Raw genomic sequence first — 18743 nt, forward strand, 5'->3', positions numbered from 1 at the left:
CTTCGCTATCCCCAGCTTAAATAATTCATTAGTAAGTACAAAATGCCAACTATCGCAGATTTAGCTGCGCATATATGTGGTTTAGATCAATAAAAGAAAACCAGGGTAGTATGAAGGATAATCTAGAAATAATTGAAATGGATATGCAGAGAAATACCTACAATGCTGTCCACCCCCCATCAATGACTAGATTTGCACCCGTCATATAACTGGATGCATCCGAAAGTAGAAAAATAATTGCTCCTCGATACTCATCTTTTTCTGACATACGTCCCAGAATGGTTCGCGACGAATAGCTACCGATAAACTCGGGGTCATGTTCGTTCCAAACACCACTGGGCGTAAGCAGATTGATACGAATCGACGTATGCATGTAATAGGCGGCAAGAAATTTTGTGAGTCCCAGCAATCCTGCCTTACACACCGAATAGACTGCCGGTTTATATGTCTGTGTCTCCTGCCCTGCCTTTTTGTAGATACGCTGATCCGGCCCAACGAGACCGTAATTGGATCCAAGAAAAACGATGGATCCCTTGCCGGATTTCTCCATTATGCGGCATGTAGCCTGAGCCAGCTGAAACGCACCCGTTAGATTGACATCCAGAGATGTCTGCCAGAGCGCCAAGGGAAATTCAGTAAACTTTGAAAAACGGGAAGTATCAGAATCTTTCTCAAATTTTGGGTCGATTGCAGCACTGTGGACCACTGCATCGAGCCGGCCAAACTGGTTTTCACATGACTGCGCGATGGACTGGCATGAATCTGCACGAGTGACATCCAGAATCTGGACCAGGATTCGTGTATCCGGGTATGAAGCAGTTATTTCATTTTCCAATGATTTCAACTTGTCACCATCCAGATCACCCAGTATCAGGTCCGCACCGGCTGAAGCTGCTGCAAGTGCGAATTCTGTGCCAAGAAGCCCGGTTGCACCGCTGATAAGTACTGCGCGGCTGGTCAAATCGAAAGGGGTGCCTTTGTAAGGTTGATTCATAATCTGACCTGCCGTCCGGTCTGAAGAGATTTTCTGGCTGCAAGCGCTATATTCAGCACATCCATACCCTCCTGTAAAGTGACTCGCGGAATCGATCTGCCGGGAATACCCTCGATAAATTCTTTCATCATCGACAGAAAAAGCTCATTCCGATCCCAAGAAGGCACCAGAGCCACTGCTTCCACAACCTGCCCATTCTGCTTCAGCGTAGTGAGGCGCGAAGGATAATCCCAGTCGACGATCCCTTTTTCAGCCACGATATTCATATACCGGACTGGTGGTTTACGCCAGTAATCCATGCGAAGTTGAACACAAATCCCCTGTTCCGTTTCAAATGAGATGAGCGCAGTATCTTCTGCCGCCACCTCCAAAGAGGTTCGATGCCCGCCAACAGCAAAGACATGTTTCGGCTTACCGAAAAGCCAGTATAAATAATCCAATTCATGGATTAGCGTGAGTATAACGCCCCCACCCTGATCAGCCCGTGCCGCATAACTCTGCCGGTAATCCTCCCAGGGATGCCAGTCAGGCAGATACTCCCCCAGATCGACCTGTACGGAATAGATTTTTCCCAGCCTGCCTTCCTGCATCCACGCTTCGATCTTCCGTAATCCGGGATGCATCCTGAGCTGGCAGCCGACCAGTACGCGAGATCCGCGCGGATCAACATAACGTGCCAATCCGGACAAATACCGTTTTTCATGCGCGACAGGCTTTTCCACATAGACATGACACCCTGCCTTGAGTGCCTCGACAAGCGTTTTCAGATGTAATGAAGTTGGATTGGCTACCACTACCAGGTCAAAGTTTTGTTTGAGTGCCTGATCGAGACGCTGGAACAACTGCACCTCTGTCGGAACAATCTGTACAGGAGGTGGCAAATTGCGAGTACGCACCGCGCCCAGTTCCCGAACCCCGAGCGCATGCAGGTTATTGAGATGCCTGACTCCGATGGAACCCAATCCAACCACCAAGGCCTTCAACGGATGACTCCCCATTTTTCCATCAGAAATTCAGCAAGCTGGAATGAAAATTCATCATCGATATCGATCGAATCTCCACTTTCTATTTTCAATGGTAGTATGCGGCTACCTGTGAGTGATTTCTTCTCCAGAATCGTCCGGGTACGTATTAGATCCAGATAACCTACCTGCCAGTAAACCTCGGGCAAGCGTTGCCTTGGTTCGTTAAAAGGCTCCGGGACGTCGGGAATACTTAGCAGAGCCTGCATAAAACCATCATTACCGATGGTCCACATCTTGTAAGGATTCTGCGCTGGTTCGGTCACTCCACGGATGGAATCAGCATCTGGATGTTTTTTCAGCAGTCCGACCGCTTCCTCTATTTTTTCAACCCTGCGCGCAGGAGAAGTGGGGCGAAACTGGAAAATGGCATCAGGAAGAGGAACATGGTGCTGTTCCAGCCAACTCAGAAAATGCAGGAATACCGGCAGATCCCTCGTATCATCCTGTGCCAGATCAACCGGTCTCAAAAAAGGAACCTCCGCTCCGGCATTTCTTGCAATTTCCGCAATCTTCTCCGAATCGGTACTGACAAAGGTTCTCTGAATAGAAGGTGACCTAAGCGAAACTTCAATTGAATGGGCAATCAGTGGCTTACCGCATAAAAACCGGATATTTTTATGCGGAACGGCTTTTGACCCGCCCCGCGCGGGGATAAGAGAATAAATTAACATTGGCTGGAATTTATCAAATCAGATATCAAATAAAAATGGGTAACGTCAAATTCTGATGATTCGCAAGTTGGTATTTTACAAACCATCTACCAGCCTTCCGACTGGTAATTCTACTGTTGAAGTATGCCTGATGCACATGAACCATAAAATGTTTACAATTCAAGACCTATATTCAAAATAAAATCACTACACAAACTTCGAGCAATATTGACATACTCCATCGGTATAAATTTTTATATCCCTGTCATGCATACCCGGTAATAATCACCCCCACCAAACAGGATTGCAGCATGCGTATCGAAAAAAGAATCAAGGATCATCTGGTTTTTTCCGGCGACAGTATTCTCGATGCCCTGAAACACATCAATGACAACCAGTCCCGGATCGTTTTCGTCGTACAGGACAACGGCGTATTGATCGGAGCGGTCAGCGACGGTGATGTGCGACGCTGGATGACCCAGGCGATCGAATTTGATCTGAATCTGCCGATCGATCATGTGATGAATCGTAATTTCATCGCTCGGCCTGTTGCCGAATCCCAGAATCAGATCGCAGATTATTTTGATCACAAATGCGACATTATCCCGCTGATCGATGAACAGGGGCGTTTTGTCGCCCTGGCACGAAAATCAGCCACAGGGATCCAGATCGGGGATTTCCTGATTACTGATCAGAATCCCACATTTATCATCGCCGAAGTCGGCAACAACCACAATGGGGATATTAGCCTTGCGAAAGAACTAGTAAACCTGGCGGTGGAAGCCGGGGCTGATTGTGTCAAATTCCAGATGCGGGATCTTTCCTCTCTGTATTCAAACCAGGGCAGAAATGCAGAAGCAGGCTATGACCTGGGATCGCAATACACGCTGGATTTGCTCAATAAATTCCAGTTGAGCCATGATGAACTCTGTCAGGTATTCGATTATTGCAAGCAGCAGGATATTCTGCCTCTGTGCACGCCCTGGGATATGGTGAGTATCCGTGTATTAGAAGAATACGGACTGGAAGCCTTTAAAGTGGCTTCAGCCGATTTTACCAACTATGAAATGCTGGAAGCGCTGGCCAAAACAGGTAAACCGCTAATCTGCTCCACGGGCATGAGTTCGGAAGCAGAGATCAAGGGCTCGGTGAGCCTGCTGCGCCGGTTGGGCGCCCCCTTTGCTTTGCTGCACTGTAATTCGACCTATCCTGCCCCCTTCAAGGATGTAAACCTCAACTACCTGCCGCATTTAAAGCAGCTGGCAGGTACAGTAATCGGCTATTCAGGCCATGAGCGCGGGTTTGCGGTACCTTTAGCTGCCATTGCCCTGGGAGCCCGTATCGTGGAAAAACATTTTACTGTCAACCGTAGCATGGAAGGCAATGACCACAAAGTCAGTTTATTACCGGCAGAATTTACGGAAATGGTGCAGCAGATTCGGAATATTGAAGAGGCCATGGGACAAGGCGGTGAACGGGCACTGACCCAAGGGGAGATGATCAATCGTGAAAATCTGGCCAAGAGCCTGATAATTAATTGTGATCTTTCACAAGGGCAACTCATCAAGCGCAGCATGATCGTGGTAAAAAGCCCCGGGCAGGGTCTGCAACCCAATCGCATCGATGAACTGGCAGGCAAAGTGGCACAGCGCGATTTCAAGGTGGGAGATTTTTTCTTTGAAACAGATATCGCCCCGAGATCAGCTAAAAAACAACACTATATCTTTTCACGCCCCTACGGAATTCCGGCGCGTTATCATGATTATCAGGCACTAACCGAAGGAATGAAAATCGACTTTATCGAATTTCATCTGAGTTACCACGATCTGGACGTGAAACTTTCCGACTATTTCTCTGATCCATTGCCAATCGGCTATGCCGTGCACAGCCCAGAGTTGTTCGCTGGTGATCATATTCTCGATCTGGCAAACAACGATGAAGATTATCGAGCTCATTCCATTACCGAACTGAAACGTACAACAGCTGTAGCAAGCGAGTTGCATCAGTATTTTCCGTCAACACCCAGACCGATACTAGTACTCAATGCCGGAGGCTGGTCACCACAAAATTTCCTGCCAGTTGAAGCACGCATGAAACTTTATGACAGAGTGGCCAAAGCACTGAGCGAAATTGACTTGAGCTCCATTCAATTGGCCATTCAAACCATGCCCCCGTTTCCTTGGCACTTTGGAGGACAGAGTCACCATAACCTCTTTGTCGATCCGGATGAAATTGCGTCATTTTGTGAGAAAACAGGCTATCGTATCTGCCTCGACATTTCACATTCCATGATGGCCTGCAACTATTATCAGTGGGATTTCAGCGCATTCCTCAAGAAAGTACTGCCTCATACCATCCATCTGCACATAGTCGATGCCAAGGGAGTAGATGGTGAAGGAGTGCAGATCGGCCATGGTGATGTGGATTTCACCCTGCTGCGCGATCGATTGAACCAACATGCTCCCGGAATACAGTTCATACCTGAAATCTGGCAAGGCCATAAAAATAAAGGAGAAGGATTCTGGTCAGCATTGGCGTTTCTGGAAAAAATCGGTTTCTAGGTAGATTCAGAACCGATTCAAGGTTCTGGTAATAATCATTCCCTTTGGCTTACGAATATTTAATAATGACTAATTCCCCCAGGTAAATCACCTGCTGGTTCCATAAGCACCTACTGCCAACCTATTCCAATCTGACCGAACTATGGCTTCCACTTCTGCTTCAACCCTTATCATTCCCGTCGAAAATCAGGTACGTGAACTGGATGCAAAACTCCTGCTGGCGTGCGTAGCAGCTGAGCGCGGGTTTCCGGTGATCATCGGCTCACGGGCCTTTGTTCATTTTGAAATCGCATCACTACCGCGCGGCATCTATCTAGCGAAAAGCATGCGCAGCCTGAGTAATTCCATGTTCAGGATAATTCGCATGCTCGGACACGAAATCGTCGCCTGGGAAGAAGAAGCACTGGTCCATCCACCGGCCGATACTTATTACACACTGCGGTTGTCTCCCACTACGATCAGGAATGTTTCTCATATTTTCGCTTGGGGCCAGGAAAACGTCGATCTGCTTCAGAAATATCCACAATTTCCGAAAAATCTACCTATCCACCTGACTGGAAATCCACGCGGAGATATCCTGCGGCCCGAAATGCGCGCCTATTTTGCAGTGGAGGTAGAGCGTCTACGCAATCTGTATGGTAATTTCATTCTCATCAATACCAATTTCACTGATGTCAATCCTTTCATCTCCAGTATCGGTCTGTTCGTTCCAACAAAGGACGGGGATAAAAAATCCCGGCGCGGACAAGCCGGGATCGGCATGAGTGAAGAATTCGCTGAAGGCCTGTGGTATCACAAGAAAGCCATACTGGAAGATTTCAAGCAACTCATTCCGGCACTGGAACGAGCATTCCCGGATATAACGATCGTAGTACGGCCCCATCCAAGTGAAAATTTTCAGGTTTATCACGATATTGCTGCTCGATGCCAACGTGTCAAGGTCACTAACGAAGGTAATGTCATTCCCTGGCTTCTCGCTTCGAAAACAATGGTACACAACGGCTGCACCACCGGCCTGGAAGCCTATGCCCTGGGAGTTCCAGCTATTTCCTATCTTGCGACTTTCAATGAATATTACGACTACGATTTCCAGGGTCTGCCTACCCGGCTGAGTTACCAGTCATTCAATTTTAGCGAACTTCAGGGTACCCTGTCTCGGATCTTGAACGGTGATCTGGGTACTGCCGGAGGTGAAGAACGAAAAACACTCATTGATTACTATCTGGCAGCACAAAGCGACCGTCTCGCATGCGAACGTATCATCGATGTACTAGAAGAAAGCGGCTACGGCCAGTCTCAACCACCGGCCAGCTCTGCTCCAATGTATCTGGCAGGATGGGCGCTCGCAAACCTCAAAGCCACACTGGCCCAATTGAATATGCGCCGGCCCGGACCGAACCGGCTGTCTTACCACGATCATCGTTTTCCTGAAATCCAGGTTGGAAAAATTGAACAGAAAATTGCACGGTTTGGCAGTTTGCTGAATCGTTTCGACACCATCAAGGTAAAACAGCATTCACGCCATTTGTTCAAAATAAACAGTTGAGATCAGTAGTAGCGATAGAACCTACCCCTGCTGCCATAACGTGCGTCCAGACATTCTCAAAATCCTCTCACGACATGATCGTCCGTTCGGGATACACGCTTCTCACGTGTTTAACATAGATACTATATTCCGGCACCCCTATCATTAGACGCAAACTTTGCGCAAACCGCTTCCAGAGATGTAATTCATTTAATTATTGACCATAATAATTTCTCCTGGTCATTTGTTAGCCTGGCAGCTCATCATCCGGGTTTGATGGAGAAGCTTGAACCTCCCGGATTACCTCTTGAAAATCACCTACATCTTCAAAACTTCTGTACACAGAAGCAAAGCGGATGTAGGCTACTTTATCCAGCTTGTACAGCTCTTGCATGACCCATTCACCAATTGTGCGCGATGAAATTTCCTGCGCCCCGCTCCCCAATAATTTTTGTAGGATAAGTTCTATTGCGGCATCTACTTGCCCAATCGGAACCGGGCGTTTATGTAACGCCCGGGCAAAACTGGTGTAGAGCTTTTCCCGGTTAAACTCAACGCGATTACCACCCTGCTTGATAATCTGCGGAAAACGCACTTCGACTGTTTCATACGTCGTGAAACGCTTTCCGCATGCCGTACATTGTCGCCTGCGTCTGATCCTTGAGCCTTCCTCGCTGACACGTGAATCGACTACGCTGGTATCTTCAGCACCGCAGAACGGACATCGCATTGCTCTGTACCTCCAAAATTAAAACAGGTGACTAGAGCCGAATATCCGACACAGAAACCTGGTGTTCAAGACAAAATAATCAATTTCCATACACCGGAAATTTTGCGCACAAAGCTTGTGCTTGTCTGGCAACCTGATCCAGCACCGCCTCATTGGTCGGGGCTTCCAACACATCTGCCACCAGATTTGCAAGCTGCTCGGATTCAAGCTCCTTAAATCCGCGTGTGGTAATCGCCGGCGTACCAATCCGGACACCGCTGGTGACAAACGGTTTTTGCGGATCATTTGGAATTGCATTTTTATTAACGGTGATGTGCGCGGTTTCCAATGTAGTCTCCGCTTCCCTTCCAGTCAGATTTTTGGCGCGCAAATCCACCAGGAACATATGGCAATCCGTATGGCCGGATACAATCCGCAAGCCGCGCTGTTGTAATACCCTTGCCATGACCCGTGCATTCTCAATTACCTGTTTCTGATAATCCTTGAATGCCGTGCTGGATGCCTCCTTGAAAGCCACTGCCTTGGCCGCGATCACATGCATCAGCGGACCACCCTGTGTCTGCGGAAAAACTGCCGAGTTGAGTGCTTTTTCATGCTCAGGTTTAGCCATGATCACGCCACCACGCGGACCACGTAGTGTTTTGTGCGTGGTACTGGTAACAAAATCGGCGATTCCCACAGGATTGGGATAGTAACCGGCAGCAATCAGCCCTGCATAATGAGCCATATCCACAAACAGATAGGCACCTACATTGTCGGCAATCTTGCGGAAAGCCTGCCAGTCAATTACTCGTGCGTAGGAAGAAGCACCGGCAACGATCATGCGAGGTTTATGCTCATGCGCAAGTCGCTCCAGTTCCGCGTAATCAATCTCTTCGGTTTCAGGATCCAGGCCGTAGGCAATTGAATTGAATATCTTGCCGCTCATATTAACCGGTGCGCCGTGTGTCAAATGGCCACCATGCGCCAGTGACATCCCCAGAAGCGTATCGCCTGGCTTCAGCGCTGACAAATAAACCGCAGCATTTGCCTGGGAACCGGAATGCGGCTGCACGTTAACGTATTCGGCATTGAACAGCGCTCGCAGGCGATCAATGGCAAGCTGTTCGACGATATCTACATGCTTGCATCCTCCGTAATACCGTTTACCCGGATACCCTTCGGCATACTTGTTAGTCAGCACGGTACCTTGTGCCTGTAAAACAGCCGGGCTGGCATAGTTTTCCGAAGCAATTAGCTCGATATGATCTTCCTGTCGCTGTACCTCCCCCTGGATTGCCTGCCATAAATCCGGATCAACCTGCTCAATCGTCATACTCTTTGAAAACATAGCATTTACTCTCTGATTTTTACTGAAAAACGATTATTCTATCATCGCGTCATGGCGCAAACTTCGTAATTGTATTACTACGCCACGCGTACAAAAACGACACAATTCTCTGGCATAAAATTGACTTCATTTACTGAATTGGCGATGATTAGCGGCGCATCACATTTCATTCCACACTGAACAGGAGCTTTTCATGGCTACAAGCATATTCAAGCAACAGGTTGATTCCATTATTCAAAGCAAACATCTGTTACAACATCCGTTCTACATCGCCTGGACCGAAGGCAAACTGACCCGTGAGCAGCTGCGCCACTACGCCGAGCAATATTTCTACAATGTATTGGCTGAACCTACCTACCTCAGCGCAGTTCACTTCAACACTCCGCATTTTCACAATGAAGAAAACTGTGGTGATATTAGCGTGCGTCAAGAGGTTCTCAAAAATCTAATTGATGAAGAACACGGAGAAAAAAATCACCCTGCCCTGTGGAAAGCATTTGCCTTTGCATTAGGTGCGAATGATGCCAGCCTGGCAAAAGCCGATGCATTGCCGGAAACAGAAAATCTGGTTTCAACCTTTCGCGACATCTGCATGAACGAATCTTTTTATGCAGGACTGGCCGCATTGCATGCATTTGAATCCCAGGTACCCGATATTGCTGCCGTCAAGATCGACGGCCTGGCCAAATTCTATGGTATGAAAAATCCGGAGGATTATGAGTTCTTCTCGGTACACCAGACAGCAGATATCTTCCACTCACAAGCAGAATGGGCAATCATTGAAAAATTTGCTGACACCCCGGAAAAACAAGCTGAGGTACTGGCTGCCACACGCCGCGCTTGTGATGCACTGTGGAAATTCCTGGATGGTATTCACGAAAATTACTGCGCCAATCTCATCTGCGAGGAAAAAGTGGCAGTTACACTGCACTAATCCTGTATTGGCCTGATCACAACAATTTATACCGGGCAATCATCCTCAGTTCAGAGAATGATTGCCCTATTTTTTTTGAGCCCTTCGTTTTTCCCGCTTCTCTCTTAGTTTTCCCTCGTTCTTTTTTACTCAGTGGCTTTATTCCATCCAGTCTGGCAAAACAAACCTGGTCAATCGTTTCCAGAAAATCCCGCAAATAACGCAGCGAAGCATCTTGCTCCCGCACCGAAAGATACAGATCGCTCCACAACCCATTCGTACCGATACGCCGGGCAATCACATATTCATAATCCAGATAATTTTTGATTCCCCATCCCGGCAGTGCAGCAATCCCCCGCCGGCTTGCCACCAGTTGCAAAATGGCCACGGTCAATTCGGTTGTTCGGCGCTGCCAGCTGACACCCGCAGGCATCAGCACTTGCCGGATCAAATCTATCCGCTCTTCCGGAACCGGATAGGTAATCAGCACGTCCTGCGCAAAATCAGCAGCTTCAAGTATTCGTTTGCTCCCGAGCACATGTCCCGGTGCCAGTACAGCCAGGATTTCAAAACGGAACAATGGAAAATGAATAATCCCCTGCTGTGGCTTGTTCTCTGAACCGATCACCACATCAGCAACCTGCTGTCGGAGCAACGACACCGGATCACTATGAAAACCGGAAACCAGATCAAGCTCCACTTCCGGCCAGTGTTGCCGAAAATCATCCATGATCGGCATCAGCCAGTCGAAACAGGTATGACACTCCAGCACAATCCGCAAACTCCCCGCCGCCTGCCGCGATATTTTTGCCAGATCCCGCTCCGCTGACTGAACCTCACCAAGTATCTTCCCCGCTAGTTGCACCAGACGTTTGCCTGCATCGGTCAACTGTACCGCATGGCCACTGCGCTGAATAATCGGCAACTGGTAGTACTCTTGCAGTGCCTTGATCTGGTGCGATACCGCAGATTGAGTCAAATGTACGCGCTGTGCCGCCAGTGAAATACTGCCAGTCTCATCCAGGGCATTCAATGTACGGAGATGTCGTAACTCAAGCATATATGAAAATTATTCATGTTTATCTATAAAAAATTTCATTTGATTCATTATAGGGTATTCCACACAATGATGGTTTTCCGATCATGCAGAGAAAATATCATGAGAACACTGACACATAATCTTGGCTTTCCGAGAATCGGCGCACAACGTGAATTAAAAAAAGCACTCGAAGCTCACTGGAAAGGACAAAGTGAGGCTGCGCAATTATTGGCTACTGCATGCGACATTCGCGCCAGTAACTGGCTATCACAACAAAAATTAGGCATTGACCTGATCCCGGTGGGAGACTTCTCTCTGTATGACCATGTACTGGATATGACCGCATTGCTCGGAGCGATTCCCCATCGCTTCGGACACACTGGCGACCAGGTCCCGCTTGATCTGTACTTTGCCATGGCGCGTGGCACTGCTGATCAGCCAGCCATGGAAATGACCAAGTGGTTCAATACCAATTACCACTACATCGTTCCTGAATTCGATCACAACACCCGATTTCATCTGGCATCCGACCGACTGTTTCAGGAAATTAAAGAAGCCAAAGCGCTGGGGATAAACACAAAAGCTGTTTTGATCGGCCCGCTGACCTATCTGTATCTTGGCAAGGAAATTACGCCAGGTTTTCAGCGACTGGATCTGCTTCCCCACCTGCTGCCGGTTTATCGTGAGATTCTGCAAAAAATTGCTGCACTGGGCGTAGAGTGGGTACAAATTGATGAACCTATCCTTGCTCTCGATCTCGAACAGCCTTGGCTAGATGGTTTTACAGAAGCCTATCATGCGCTGAATGATACAGGCAGCCGCCTGCTGCTCACCACCTACTTCGGCACAGTCGATCACCATCTTGCACTGCTTGAAAATCTGCCAGTAGATGGCCTGCATATTGACCTCAGCAGTGCTCCGGAACAGCTCGAATCATTCCTCACCAAAAATTTCTCCAGCAAAACCCTGTCACTGGGCTGCATCGACGGACGCAATATCTGGCGCGCCGATCTGTCACAAAAACTGGAAATGCTGTCGCAAGCCGCCTCCCGTTTTGCAGGAAACCTGTGGATTGCTCCGAGCTGCTCCTTACTGCATTGTCCAGTAGATTTATCACTGGAAACCAAACTGGATCCTGAAATCAAAAACTGGCTGGCCTTTTCCACTCAGAAACTGGAAGAAATTGCCATACTCGGGCTCGGGCTGAACCAGGGCAAGGAATCAATCCAGGAAAAGCTTGCTGTTTCCGATCAAGCCAGTCAATCGAGAAAGACATCCTGTCGCATCCATAACCCGGTAGTTCATCACAGAGTCAACCACCTGACTGATCACGACAGCCAACGCACACATCCTTTTGCAATTCGCAAACAACAGCAACAGCAGCGCTTCAATCTGCCCTTACTGCCTACCACCACTATTGGCTCTTTCCCGCAAACTGTTGCCATTCGCCAGGTACGTGCTGCATTTAAAAAGAACGAACTCAGCCATCTCGATTACTTGTCAGCCATGCGTGATGAAATTAAAGAAGTCATCCGTAAACAGGAAGAAATCGGGCTGGATGTATTGGTCCACGGTGAACCGGAACGTAACGATATGGTGGAATACTTTGGCGAACAGCTATGGGGTTATGCCTTCACTGAAAACGGCTGGGTGCAAAGCTATGGCTCGCGCTGTGTCAAGCCGCCTATTTTATATGGTGATGTCTACCGCCCCGAAGCCATGACTGTCGAATGGATAAAATATGCTCAAAGCCAGACCGACAAACCGGTCAAAGGTATGCTGACCGGGCCGGTTACCATGCTGTTCTGGTCGTTCGTGCGCGATGATCAGCCACGAGCAGATACTGCTTTGCAACTGGCACTGGCAATTCGTGATGAAGTTACTGATCTGGAAAAAGCTGGTATCGGCATGATTCAGATTGATGAACCGGCCTTTCGCGAAGGGCTCCCGCTCAGAAAACAGGACTGGCAGCATTATCTTGATTGGGCAGTCAAAGCATTCCGCGTTGCCAGCTCAAGCGTAAAAGATGAAACCCAGATCCACACCCACATGTGTTATTCCGAATTTCACGATATTCTACCTGCCATCGCCAAACTGGATGCGGATGTCATTACGATTGAAACTTCACGCTCACGTATGGAATTGCTGGATGCATTCGTAAAATTTTCCTACCCGAATGAAATCGGCCCAGGTGTGTATGACATTCACTCTCCCCGTGTCCCTGACGTATCGGAAATGCTGGAATTGCTGAAAAAGGCATCACGCCATATTGATCCAACGCTACTCTGGGTCAACCCGGATTGCGGTCTGAAAACGCGCAACTGGCCAGAAACCCGAACAGCTCTGCAAAAAATGGTGGATTGCGCAAAATCCCTGCGCAGTACCCTGCAAACCTAATCTACCGCCTATTATCCCTTCCCGCAGTTGCCGGACGCAATCGAGGCTGTTAACCTCCCTCCCCTGACAGCTTGTCCGTGTAACTGCCTCCCTACCCGTAGCAGAGCTGATTGGATGAAGCTGCCAGCAATGTCCAATGCAGGAATCAGTTTGCATAACAATCTTTCTGTGGCGTTCTAACCTATGCGTTTGATGTGTGCACCCACTTGCGCCAGTTTCTGTTCGATTTGTTCATAACCACGATCCAGATGATAGATTCGGTCAACGATAGTTTCGCCTTGCGCAATCAGTCCGGCGATGATGAGGCAGGCGGAGGCGCGCAGATCGGTTGCCATCACGCTGGCACCATCAAGTTGAGGAATACCATGCACGATCGCAGTATTACCCTCGACCTGAATATCTGCGTTTAGGCGTGTAAGTTCCTGTACATGCATGAAGCGATTTTCAAAAATTGTTTCTGTCATGATGGAAGTACCGTCAGCGATGCTGTTTAGTGCCATGAATTGCGCTTGCATGTCGGTGGGAAAAGCCGGATAGGGCGCAGTACGCAGACTGACCGATTGCGGCCGCTGCTGTATACGCAACTGGATCCAATCCTCGCCTGTATCAATGTCTGCTCCAGCTTCGGCCAGCTTGCCCAGTACGACATCAAGTGTGTCTGCGCGTGTCCCGGTCAGGGTGACGTCACCCCCACAGGCAGCGACTGCGGTCAGAAAAGTCCCGGTTTCAATGCGATCAGGCATAACAGTGTGTGAACCACCATGCAGGTGATCCACTCCTTCGATGACGATGATGTCACTGCCTGCTCCTTCTATTTTTGCTCCCATGCTGATGAGACACTCTGCTAGATCAACCACTTCAGGTTCACGGGCGGCATTTTCCAGAATGGTTGTGCCAGAAGCAAGTGTGGCAGCCATCATTAGGTTTTCGGTCCCGGTCACGGTAACAACATCCATGGCAATACGTGCACCTGAAAGGCGGCCAGCCTGGGCACGGATATAACCCTGCTCAATACTAATTTCTGCCCCCATAGCTTGCAATCCCTTGATATGCTGATCAACCGGCCGCATGCCGATTGCGCAACCACCTGGCAAGGAAATATATGCCTGCCCGGTTCGCGCCAGTAATGGACCCAATACCAGGATGGCGGCACGCATGGTTTTCACCATGTCGTAGGAAGCAGTTGGATTAGTAATATTGGCCGCAGACAGTTCTGTTGTGCTCGGCGCATTTGTTAAAATGCGCACACCAATCTGTTCAAGCAATGCCAGCATGGTAGTGACATCCCTGAGATGCGGGATGTTCTGTATGGCAAATGGTTCAGCAGTCAGTAGCGATGCGCACAATACGGGCAAAGCTGCGTTTTTGGCACCGGAAATACTGATTTCACCATGGAGTTTTGACCCCCCGTGAATGACAAGTTTCTGCATGAATCCACTCTTAACAAGAATTAAAATATTGTTGCACCCACATGGGCGCAATCCATTGCATTTTATCGTATTAACCGAGGAGTCAGAATGAGCAAATTTATTATCCAGACCGATGATGCCCCGCAGGCAATCGGCACCTATTCCCAGGCTGTCCGCGTAACAGGTGGGGAAACTATTTATCTTTCCGGCCAGATCGGTCTTGATCCAACCAATATGGAAATGGTACAGGGCATTGATGCGCAGATTGAACAGGTTATTACCAATCTCAAGGCAGTCATTGTTGCCAGTAGCGGCAGCTTGAGTGATGTCGTCAAACTGAATGTTTATCTGACTGATCTGAGCAATTTTTCCAGAGTTAATGAAATCATGGGCAAGCATTTCAGCCAGCCTTATCCCGCACGTGCTGCTATTGGTGTATCAGCGTTGCCGCGTGGTGCGCTGGTAGAAATAGATGCCGTGGTGGTACTGGCTAAATAATCCTGCTGACCGTTCCATTATTTCTCCATTGACTGCTCAATCTTTCAACTCACTGGACGAGGCGTTATGCAAGAAACTTAGAAAACTTAGCCTGTTCAGTGATTTTGATCTGGTTTTACATTTGCCGCTACGCTATGAGGATGAGACAAAGTTGTCATCTATCAGTGAAGCGGCTCCCGGAAATACAATACAAATAGAAGGAGTGATTACCGAACAGGAAGTACTGGTTCGTCCGCGACGGCAGCTCGTTTGCGGGATAAGTGACGATAGTGGTGTGCTTTATCTGCGTTTTTTGAATTTTTATGCTAGCCAGATAACCACCTGGTCACCAGGTACCCGGCTACGTGTACTGGGTGAGGTGCGTGCTGGTTTTCATGGAATGGAGATGGTGCACCCAAAATGTCGGGTGGTGCGTGACAACATGGCACTAGCAACTGCCTTAACACCGGTTTATCCGGTGACAGCCGGATTACCACAGCGCACACTCACGCGATTGATCACACAAGCTTTTGAACGGTTGCGAAGAAAGCAGCTTCTGTGCGAAATTCTGCCGGAAACGATCCTGTCTGCCTGCCAGCTCCCTACGTTTGAGGAAAGCCTGTCTCTGTTGCATTGTCCGCCATCTGGTATTCCCATGGAATCATTACAGCAACGTTCCCATCCAGCCTGGAATCGGATCAAATTTGACGAATTACTGGCGCAGCAGATTTCTCTGCGCTGTCATTATCATCAGCGGCGCAATCAGCAGGCGCCTGCTTTACCACAACAGGTTAATCTGCAACAGGCATTGCTGGGAATGCTGCCATTCAGCCTGACTGAGGCACAACGTAAGGTGGTAGCTGAAATCAGTAAAGATCTTGTACAGCCTTACCCTATGCAGCGGTTATTACAGGGTGATGTAGGCAGCGGCAAAACTGTGGTGGCGGCACTGGCTGCATTGCAGGCGATTGGAAATGGCTATCAGGTCGCTGTCATGGCACCGACAGAGATTCTGGCCGAGCAGCATTTCAGGAAGTTATCCGACTGGCTGACGCCGCTCGGGATAGAAGTGGGCTGGTTATCCGGCAGCCAGAAAAAAAGCCTGCGCAGCCAAGAGCTGGCAAAAACGGCAAATGGTGCAACCATTCTGATTATTGGAACCCATGCATTATTTCAGGAGGCGGTTCAATTCAAGCAGCTCGGATTGGTCATTATTGACGAACAGCATCGTTTCGGGGTGGGGCAACGGCTTGCCTTGCGCATGAAAAGAAAGGATGAAGATTCGATACCGCACCAGTTAATGATGAGCGCCACCCCAATTCCCCGTACACTTTCAATGAGCTACTTCGCTGATCTGGATGTTTCTGTTATCAATCAATTGCCTCCCGGCAGATCACCGGTTATAACTAAGCTGATTGACAACAACCGGCGTGAGGAAATTGTTGCACGTATCCGTGAAGCTTGTCTGGCTGGCCGCCAGGCTTACTGGGTTTGCCCATTGATCGAGGAATCCGAGGTGTTGCAGTTAAAAACAGCAGTGGAAACCTATGAAACATTGAGCCATATTTTCCTAGAACTAAGCATAGCCCTCATTCATGGCCGGCTGGGTAGTGACGAAAAATCTGCAATTATGGCGGAATTTAGCCAGGGAACAGTACAATTACTGGTTGCCACCACCGTAATCGAGGTGGGTGTGGATGTACCTAACGCCTCACTGATGGTGATTGAACATGCTGAACGCATGGGGTTATCGCAATTGCATCAGTTGCGCGGGCGGATCGGTCGTGGATCAGCTGCTGGTATTTGTATCCTAATGTATCAACAGCCATTATCTGAGGTAGCACGTAAACGACTACAGATTATTTTCGAGCATAACGATGGATTTGAAATCGCACGGCAGGATCTGCTGTTGCGCGGGCCAGGTGAATTTCTCGGTACTCGTCAGAGTGGCGTACCTCTACTACGATTTGCTGATCTAGAGGAAGATGCCGATTTGCTGGAAATGGCACGCAATGTTGCAGAAAAAATGCTGCGTGACTATCCGAATGAAGCACAGTGTCACATGCAGCGTTGGCTGGGAAATAGAGAGGATTATCTGCGCGCGTAGTACTGGTTATATTCTGCCAGGCCGCGATGACGTACCAGGACATGAGCTGCATCATGGAAATGTAACGCAAGTTTTTCGGCAAAATAAACCGAACGGTGTTGCCCCCCGGTACAGCCAATGGCAACAGTAAGATAGGCCCGATTATCCTGCATGTAGACCGGCAGCCAGGTATCCAGAAAACTGCCGATATCCCTGAGCATTTTTGAAGCATTAGGCTGGGCTTCCATAAACCGGATGACTTCCGGATCATGGCCGGTCAACTCTTTGAGCCGTGGATCGTAGAAAGGATTGGGTAGACAACGTATGTCAAACACCAGATCCGCATCCAGCGGAATACCATGTTTATAGCCGAATGACTGGAACATTAGCGTCAGTTGAGATGGATCACGGCTATCCGAGATGAAATCCCTGATAAAAGCCCGTAGCGCATTAGGTCTGAGTGAACTGGTATCAATATGATGACCAAGGCCAGATACGGTCGCCAGCACCTCGCGTTCGTGCTGGATAGCTTCTTCCAGAGTAATGTTTTTGTCACTCAAGGGATGTCTGCGACGTGTTTCAGAGAAGCGCTGGATCAGCGTATCTGTACGTGTATCCAGGAAAATAAATTCCGTACGGATACTTTTGTCGATCATTTTGAACTGCCAGGGCAGAACAGTAATGCTATCGCCGCTGCGCATATCGATTGCTACTGCAACGTGTGAGTGGTGCTGTGTTTGCAGGTGATTGATGAGGATAACGAGTAGCGATGCGGGAAGGTTATCGACGCAGTAATAGCCTGAATCTTCCAAGGCCTTAAGTGCAATCGACTTTCCCGAGCCAGATAATCCACTGATAATGATGACTTGCATGGCTTTGAGTATAACAGGCGGATTAATTTGAAAGTGTATGCAAAAGTAGTATTTACTTATACAAAATGATCGGTGAATTTAATAGTGAATAAGGCTTTTACTAAAGAGAGTGACAATGAGGAAGAGTTGGATGACACCCCGCAACTGCCACAAGGCGTAAAGAATTATATTACGCCCTGCGGCTATCAGCGATTGAAGGATGAATTTGATCAGTTATGGAAAGTGGAGCGCCCGGAACTGGTTAAGATTGTATCTTGGGCGGCATCAAACGGTGATCGTTCGGAAAATGGTGATTACATTTATGGCAAGCGGCGCTTACGTGAAATTGATCGCCGTTTGCGGTTTTTATCCAAGCGTATGGATAATGCCGAAATCATCGACCCAGCACAACGCGGCGAGTGTGATCAGGTATTTTTTGGCGCGACCGTGACGGTGTGTGATACACAAGGCAAGGAGCAGACTTACAGTATTGTCGGTATGGATGAAGCAGAGCCTGGCTGTGGTCGCATCAGCTGGATTTCACCGCTGGCCAGAGCGTTATTGAAAGCACGAGAAGGGGATGTGGTGTCTTTGCAAACACCAGGTGGCCTGGAAGAACTGGAAGTAGTGAAAATCCATTATAAGATGTTGTGATACAGATAAATCTGATCGATCCGTTGTATGCTCGGCATAATACCTAGAGCTTCAGCAACGTACCACTGGTATCCCATACTGTCTCATTATTCACTTCTATTT

General features: G+C 48.5%; 16 protein-coding genes. 7 read left to right on the plus strand and 9 right to left on the minus strand.

From position 1 onward, the window contains the following. Nucleotides 1-157 precede the first annotated feature (157 nt). From BM331_RS00300 to BM331_RS00310, 3 genes are read right to left on the minus strand one after another with little or no spacing between them, the layout of a single operon-like run. The gene (locus BM331_RS00300; protein WP_074925820.1) at nt 158-994 is read right to left on the minus strand and encodes an SDR family oxidoreductase; all 837 of its coding nucleotides are present in this window, start codon (nt 992-994) and stop codon (nt 158-160) included. Then, nucleotides 991-1992 carry a Gfo/Idh/MocA family protein gene (locus tag BM331_RS00305; RefSeq protein WP_083414638.1) on the minus strand — a complete coding sequence of 334 codons (1002 nt, stop codon included), beginning with the start codon at nt 1990-1992 and terminating at the stop codon, nt 991-993. The genes BM331_RS00300 and BM331_RS00305 overlap by 4 nt, the downstream gene beginning before the upstream one ends. Then, nucleotides 1974-2690 (minus strand): acylneuraminate cytidylyltransferase family protein, encoded by a 717-nt coding sequence (locus tag BM331_RS00310; protein ID WP_074925823.1) that lies wholly within the window; start codon nt 2688-2690, stop codon nt 1974-1976. Before BM331_RS00310 ends, BM331_RS00305 begins: the two co-directional genes overlap by 19 nt. A gap of 290 nt (nt 2691-2980) precedes the next feature. Between BM331_RS00310 and BM331_RS00315 the strand changes: the two genes are divergently transcribed. Then, nucleotides 2981-5230: an N-acetylneuraminate synthase family protein gene (locus BM331_RS00315; RefSeq protein WP_074925826.1), complete on the plus strand. Its 2250-nt coding sequence runs from the start codon at nt 2981-2983 to the stop codon at nt 5228-5230. 142 nt (nt 5231-5372) lie between these two features. Further along, nucleotides 5373-6776: a surface carbohydrate biosynthesis protein gene (locus BM331_RS00320; RefSeq protein WP_074925828.1), complete on the plus strand. Its 1404-nt coding sequence runs from the start codon at nt 5373-5375 to the stop codon at nt 6774-6776. 67 nt (nt 6777-6843) lie between these two features. Here BM331_RS00320 and BM331_RS11520 read toward each other — a convergent pair whose 3' ends face one another. The 3 genes from BM331_RS11520 to glyA form a co-directional block, all read right to left on the minus strand. Further along, nucleotides 6844-6921, minus strand: coding sequence for a CstA-like transporter-associated (seleno)protein (locus tag BM331_RS11520; protein ID WP_371265323.1), 78 nt, complete (start codon nt 6919-6921; stop codon nt 6844-6846). 81 nt (nt 6922-7002) lie between these two features. Then, on the minus strand, nt 7003-7485 hold the full coding sequence (nrdR, locus tag BM331_RS00330; protein ID WP_074925833.1) for a transcriptional regulator NrdR: 483 nt from the start codon (nt 7483-7485) through the stop codon (nt 7003-7005). 79 nt (nt 7486-7564) lie between these two features. Next, entirely contained in the window at nt 7565-8815 is a 1251-nt protein-coding gene (glyA, locus tag BM331_RS00335) for a serine hydroxymethyltransferase (RefSeq protein ID WP_074925836.1), read from the minus strand. A 193-nt stretch (nt 8816-9008) separates the two neighbouring features. Here glyA and BM331_RS00340 point away from each other — a divergent pair, with 193 nt between their 5' ends. Next, nucleotides 9009-9749: a 4-aminobenzoate synthase gene (locus tag BM331_RS00340; RefSeq protein WP_074925838.1), complete on the plus strand. Its 741-nt coding sequence runs from the start codon at nt 9009-9011 to the stop codon at nt 9747-9749. A gap of 16 nt (nt 9750-9765) precedes the next feature. Here the strand turns inward: BM331_RS00340 and BM331_RS00345 are convergent, their stop codons facing one another. Further along, the gene (locus BM331_RS00345; RefSeq protein ID WP_074925841.1) at nt 9766-10788 is read right to left on the minus strand and encodes a LysR family transcriptional regulator; all 1023 of its coding nucleotides are present in this window, start codon (nt 10786-10788) and stop codon (nt 9766-9768) included. Between the two features lie 99 nt (nt 10789-10887). On the opposite strand from BM331_RS00345, the gene metE reads away from it, so the two are divergent. Next, on the plus strand, nt 10888-13164 hold the full coding sequence (metE, locus tag BM331_RS00350) for a 5-methyltetrahydropteroyltriglutamate--homocysteine S-methyltransferase (RefSeq protein WP_074926765.1): 2277 nt from the start codon (nt 10888-10890) through the stop codon (nt 13162-13164). A 176-nt stretch (nt 13165-13340) separates the two neighbouring features. Here metE and murA read toward each other — a convergent pair whose 3' ends face one another. Then, a complete protein-coding gene (murA, locus tag BM331_RS00355) occupies nt 13341-14594 on the minus strand; it encodes a UDP-N-acetylglucosamine 1-carboxyvinyltransferase (protein ID WP_074925843.1) in 1254 nt (417 codons plus the stop codon). An 87-nt stretch (nt 14595-14681) separates the two neighbouring features. On the opposite strand from murA, the gene BM331_RS00360 reads away from it, so the two are divergent. After that, on the plus strand, nt 14682-15071 hold the full coding sequence (locus tag BM331_RS00360) for a RidA family protein (RefSeq protein WP_074925846.1): 390 nt from the start codon (nt 14682-14684) through the stop codon (nt 15069-15071). Continuing rightward, entirely contained in the window at nt 15046-17157 is a 2112-nt protein-coding gene (gene recG / locus BM331_RS00365; protein ID WP_256214746.1) for an ATP-dependent DNA helicase RecG, read from the plus strand. The genes BM331_RS00360 and recG overlap by 26 nt, the downstream gene beginning before the upstream one ends. Here the strand turns inward: recG and rapZ are convergent. Beyond that, the gene (rapZ, locus tag BM331_RS00370; RefSeq protein WP_074925848.1) at nt 17142-18008 is read right to left on the minus strand and encodes an RNase adapter RapZ; all 867 of its coding nucleotides are present in this window, start codon (nt 18006-18008) and stop codon (nt 17142-17144) included. The genes recG and rapZ overlap by 16 nt on opposite strands. Nucleotides 18009-18092: 84 nt before the next feature. On the opposite strand from rapZ, the gene greB reads away from it, so the two are divergent. Next, nucleotides 18093-18641 carry a transcription elongation factor GreB gene (greB, locus tag BM331_RS00375; protein ID WP_074925851.1) on the plus strand — a complete coding sequence of 183 codons (549 nt, stop codon included), beginning with the start codon at nt 18093-18095 and terminating at the stop codon, nt 18639-18641. The last annotated feature ends 102 nt before the right edge of the window (nt 18642-18743 follow it).

Origin of the sequence: Nitrosomonas eutropha, assembly GCF_900116685.1 — a bacterium.
Lineage (GTDB): Bacteria > Pseudomonadota > Gammaproteobacteria > Burkholderiales > Nitrosomonadaceae > Nitrosomonas > Nitrosomonas eutropha_A.

Excerpts from the sequence above, each read along its gene's own strand:
- glyA (WP_074925836.1), bottom strand. The coding sequence starts at position 8,815 with ATGTTTTCAAAGAGTATGACGATTGAGCAGGTTGATCCGGATTTATGG.
- BM331_RS00360 (WP_074925846.1), top strand. The coding sequence starts at position 14,682 with ATGAGCAAATTTATTATCCAGACCGATGATGCCCCGCAGGCAATCGGC.
- metE (WP_074926765.1), top strand. The coding sequence starts at position 10,888 with ATGAGAACACTGACACATAATCTTGGCTTTCCGAGAATCGGCGCACAA.
- nrdR (WP_074925833.1), bottom strand. The coding sequence starts at position 7,485 with ATGCGATGTCCGTTCTGCGGTGCTGAAGATACCAGCGTAGTCGATTCA.
- BM331_RS00300 (WP_074925820.1), bottom strand. The coding sequence starts at position 994 with ATGAATCAACCTTACAAAGGCACCCCTTTCGATTTGACCAGCCGCGCA.
- BM331_RS00310 (WP_074925823.1), bottom strand. The coding sequence starts at position 2,690 with ATGTTAATTTATTCTCTTATCCCCGCGCGGGGCGGGTCAAAAGCCGTT.
- BM331_RS00340 (WP_074925838.1), top strand. The coding sequence starts at position 9,009 with ATGGCTACAAGCATATTCAAGCAACAGGTTGATTCCATTATTCAAAGC.
- murA (WP_074925843.1), bottom strand. The coding sequence starts at position 14,594 with ATGCAGAAACTTGTCATTCACGGGGGGTCAAAACTCCATGGTGAAATC.
- BM331_RS00305 (WP_083414638.1), bottom strand. The coding sequence starts at position 1,992 with ATGGGGAGTCATCCGTTGAAGGCCTTGGTGGTTGGATTGGGTTCCATC.
- BM331_RS00320 (WP_074925828.1), top strand. The coding sequence starts at position 5,373 with ATGGCTTCCACTTCTGCTTCAACCCTTATCATTCCCGTCGAAAATCAG.
- recG (WP_256214746.1), top strand. The coding sequence starts at position 15,046 with ATGCCGTGGTGGTACTGGCTAAATAATCCTGCTGACCGTTCCATTATT.
- rapZ (WP_074925848.1), bottom strand. The coding sequence starts at position 18,008 with ATGCAAGTCATCATTATCAGTGGATTATCTGGCTCGGGAAAGTCGATT.
- BM331_RS00345 (WP_074925841.1), bottom strand. The coding sequence starts at position 10,788 with ATGCTTGAGTTACGACATCTCCGTACATTGAATGCCCTGGATGAGACT.
- BM331_RS00315 (WP_074925826.1), top strand. The coding sequence starts at position 2,981 with ATGCGTATCGAAAAAAGAATCAAGGATCATCTGGTTTTTTCCGGCGAC.
- BM331_RS11520 (WP_371265323.1), bottom strand. The coding sequence starts at position 6,921 with ATGATAGGGGTGCCGGAATATAGTATCTATGTTAAACACGTGAGAAGC.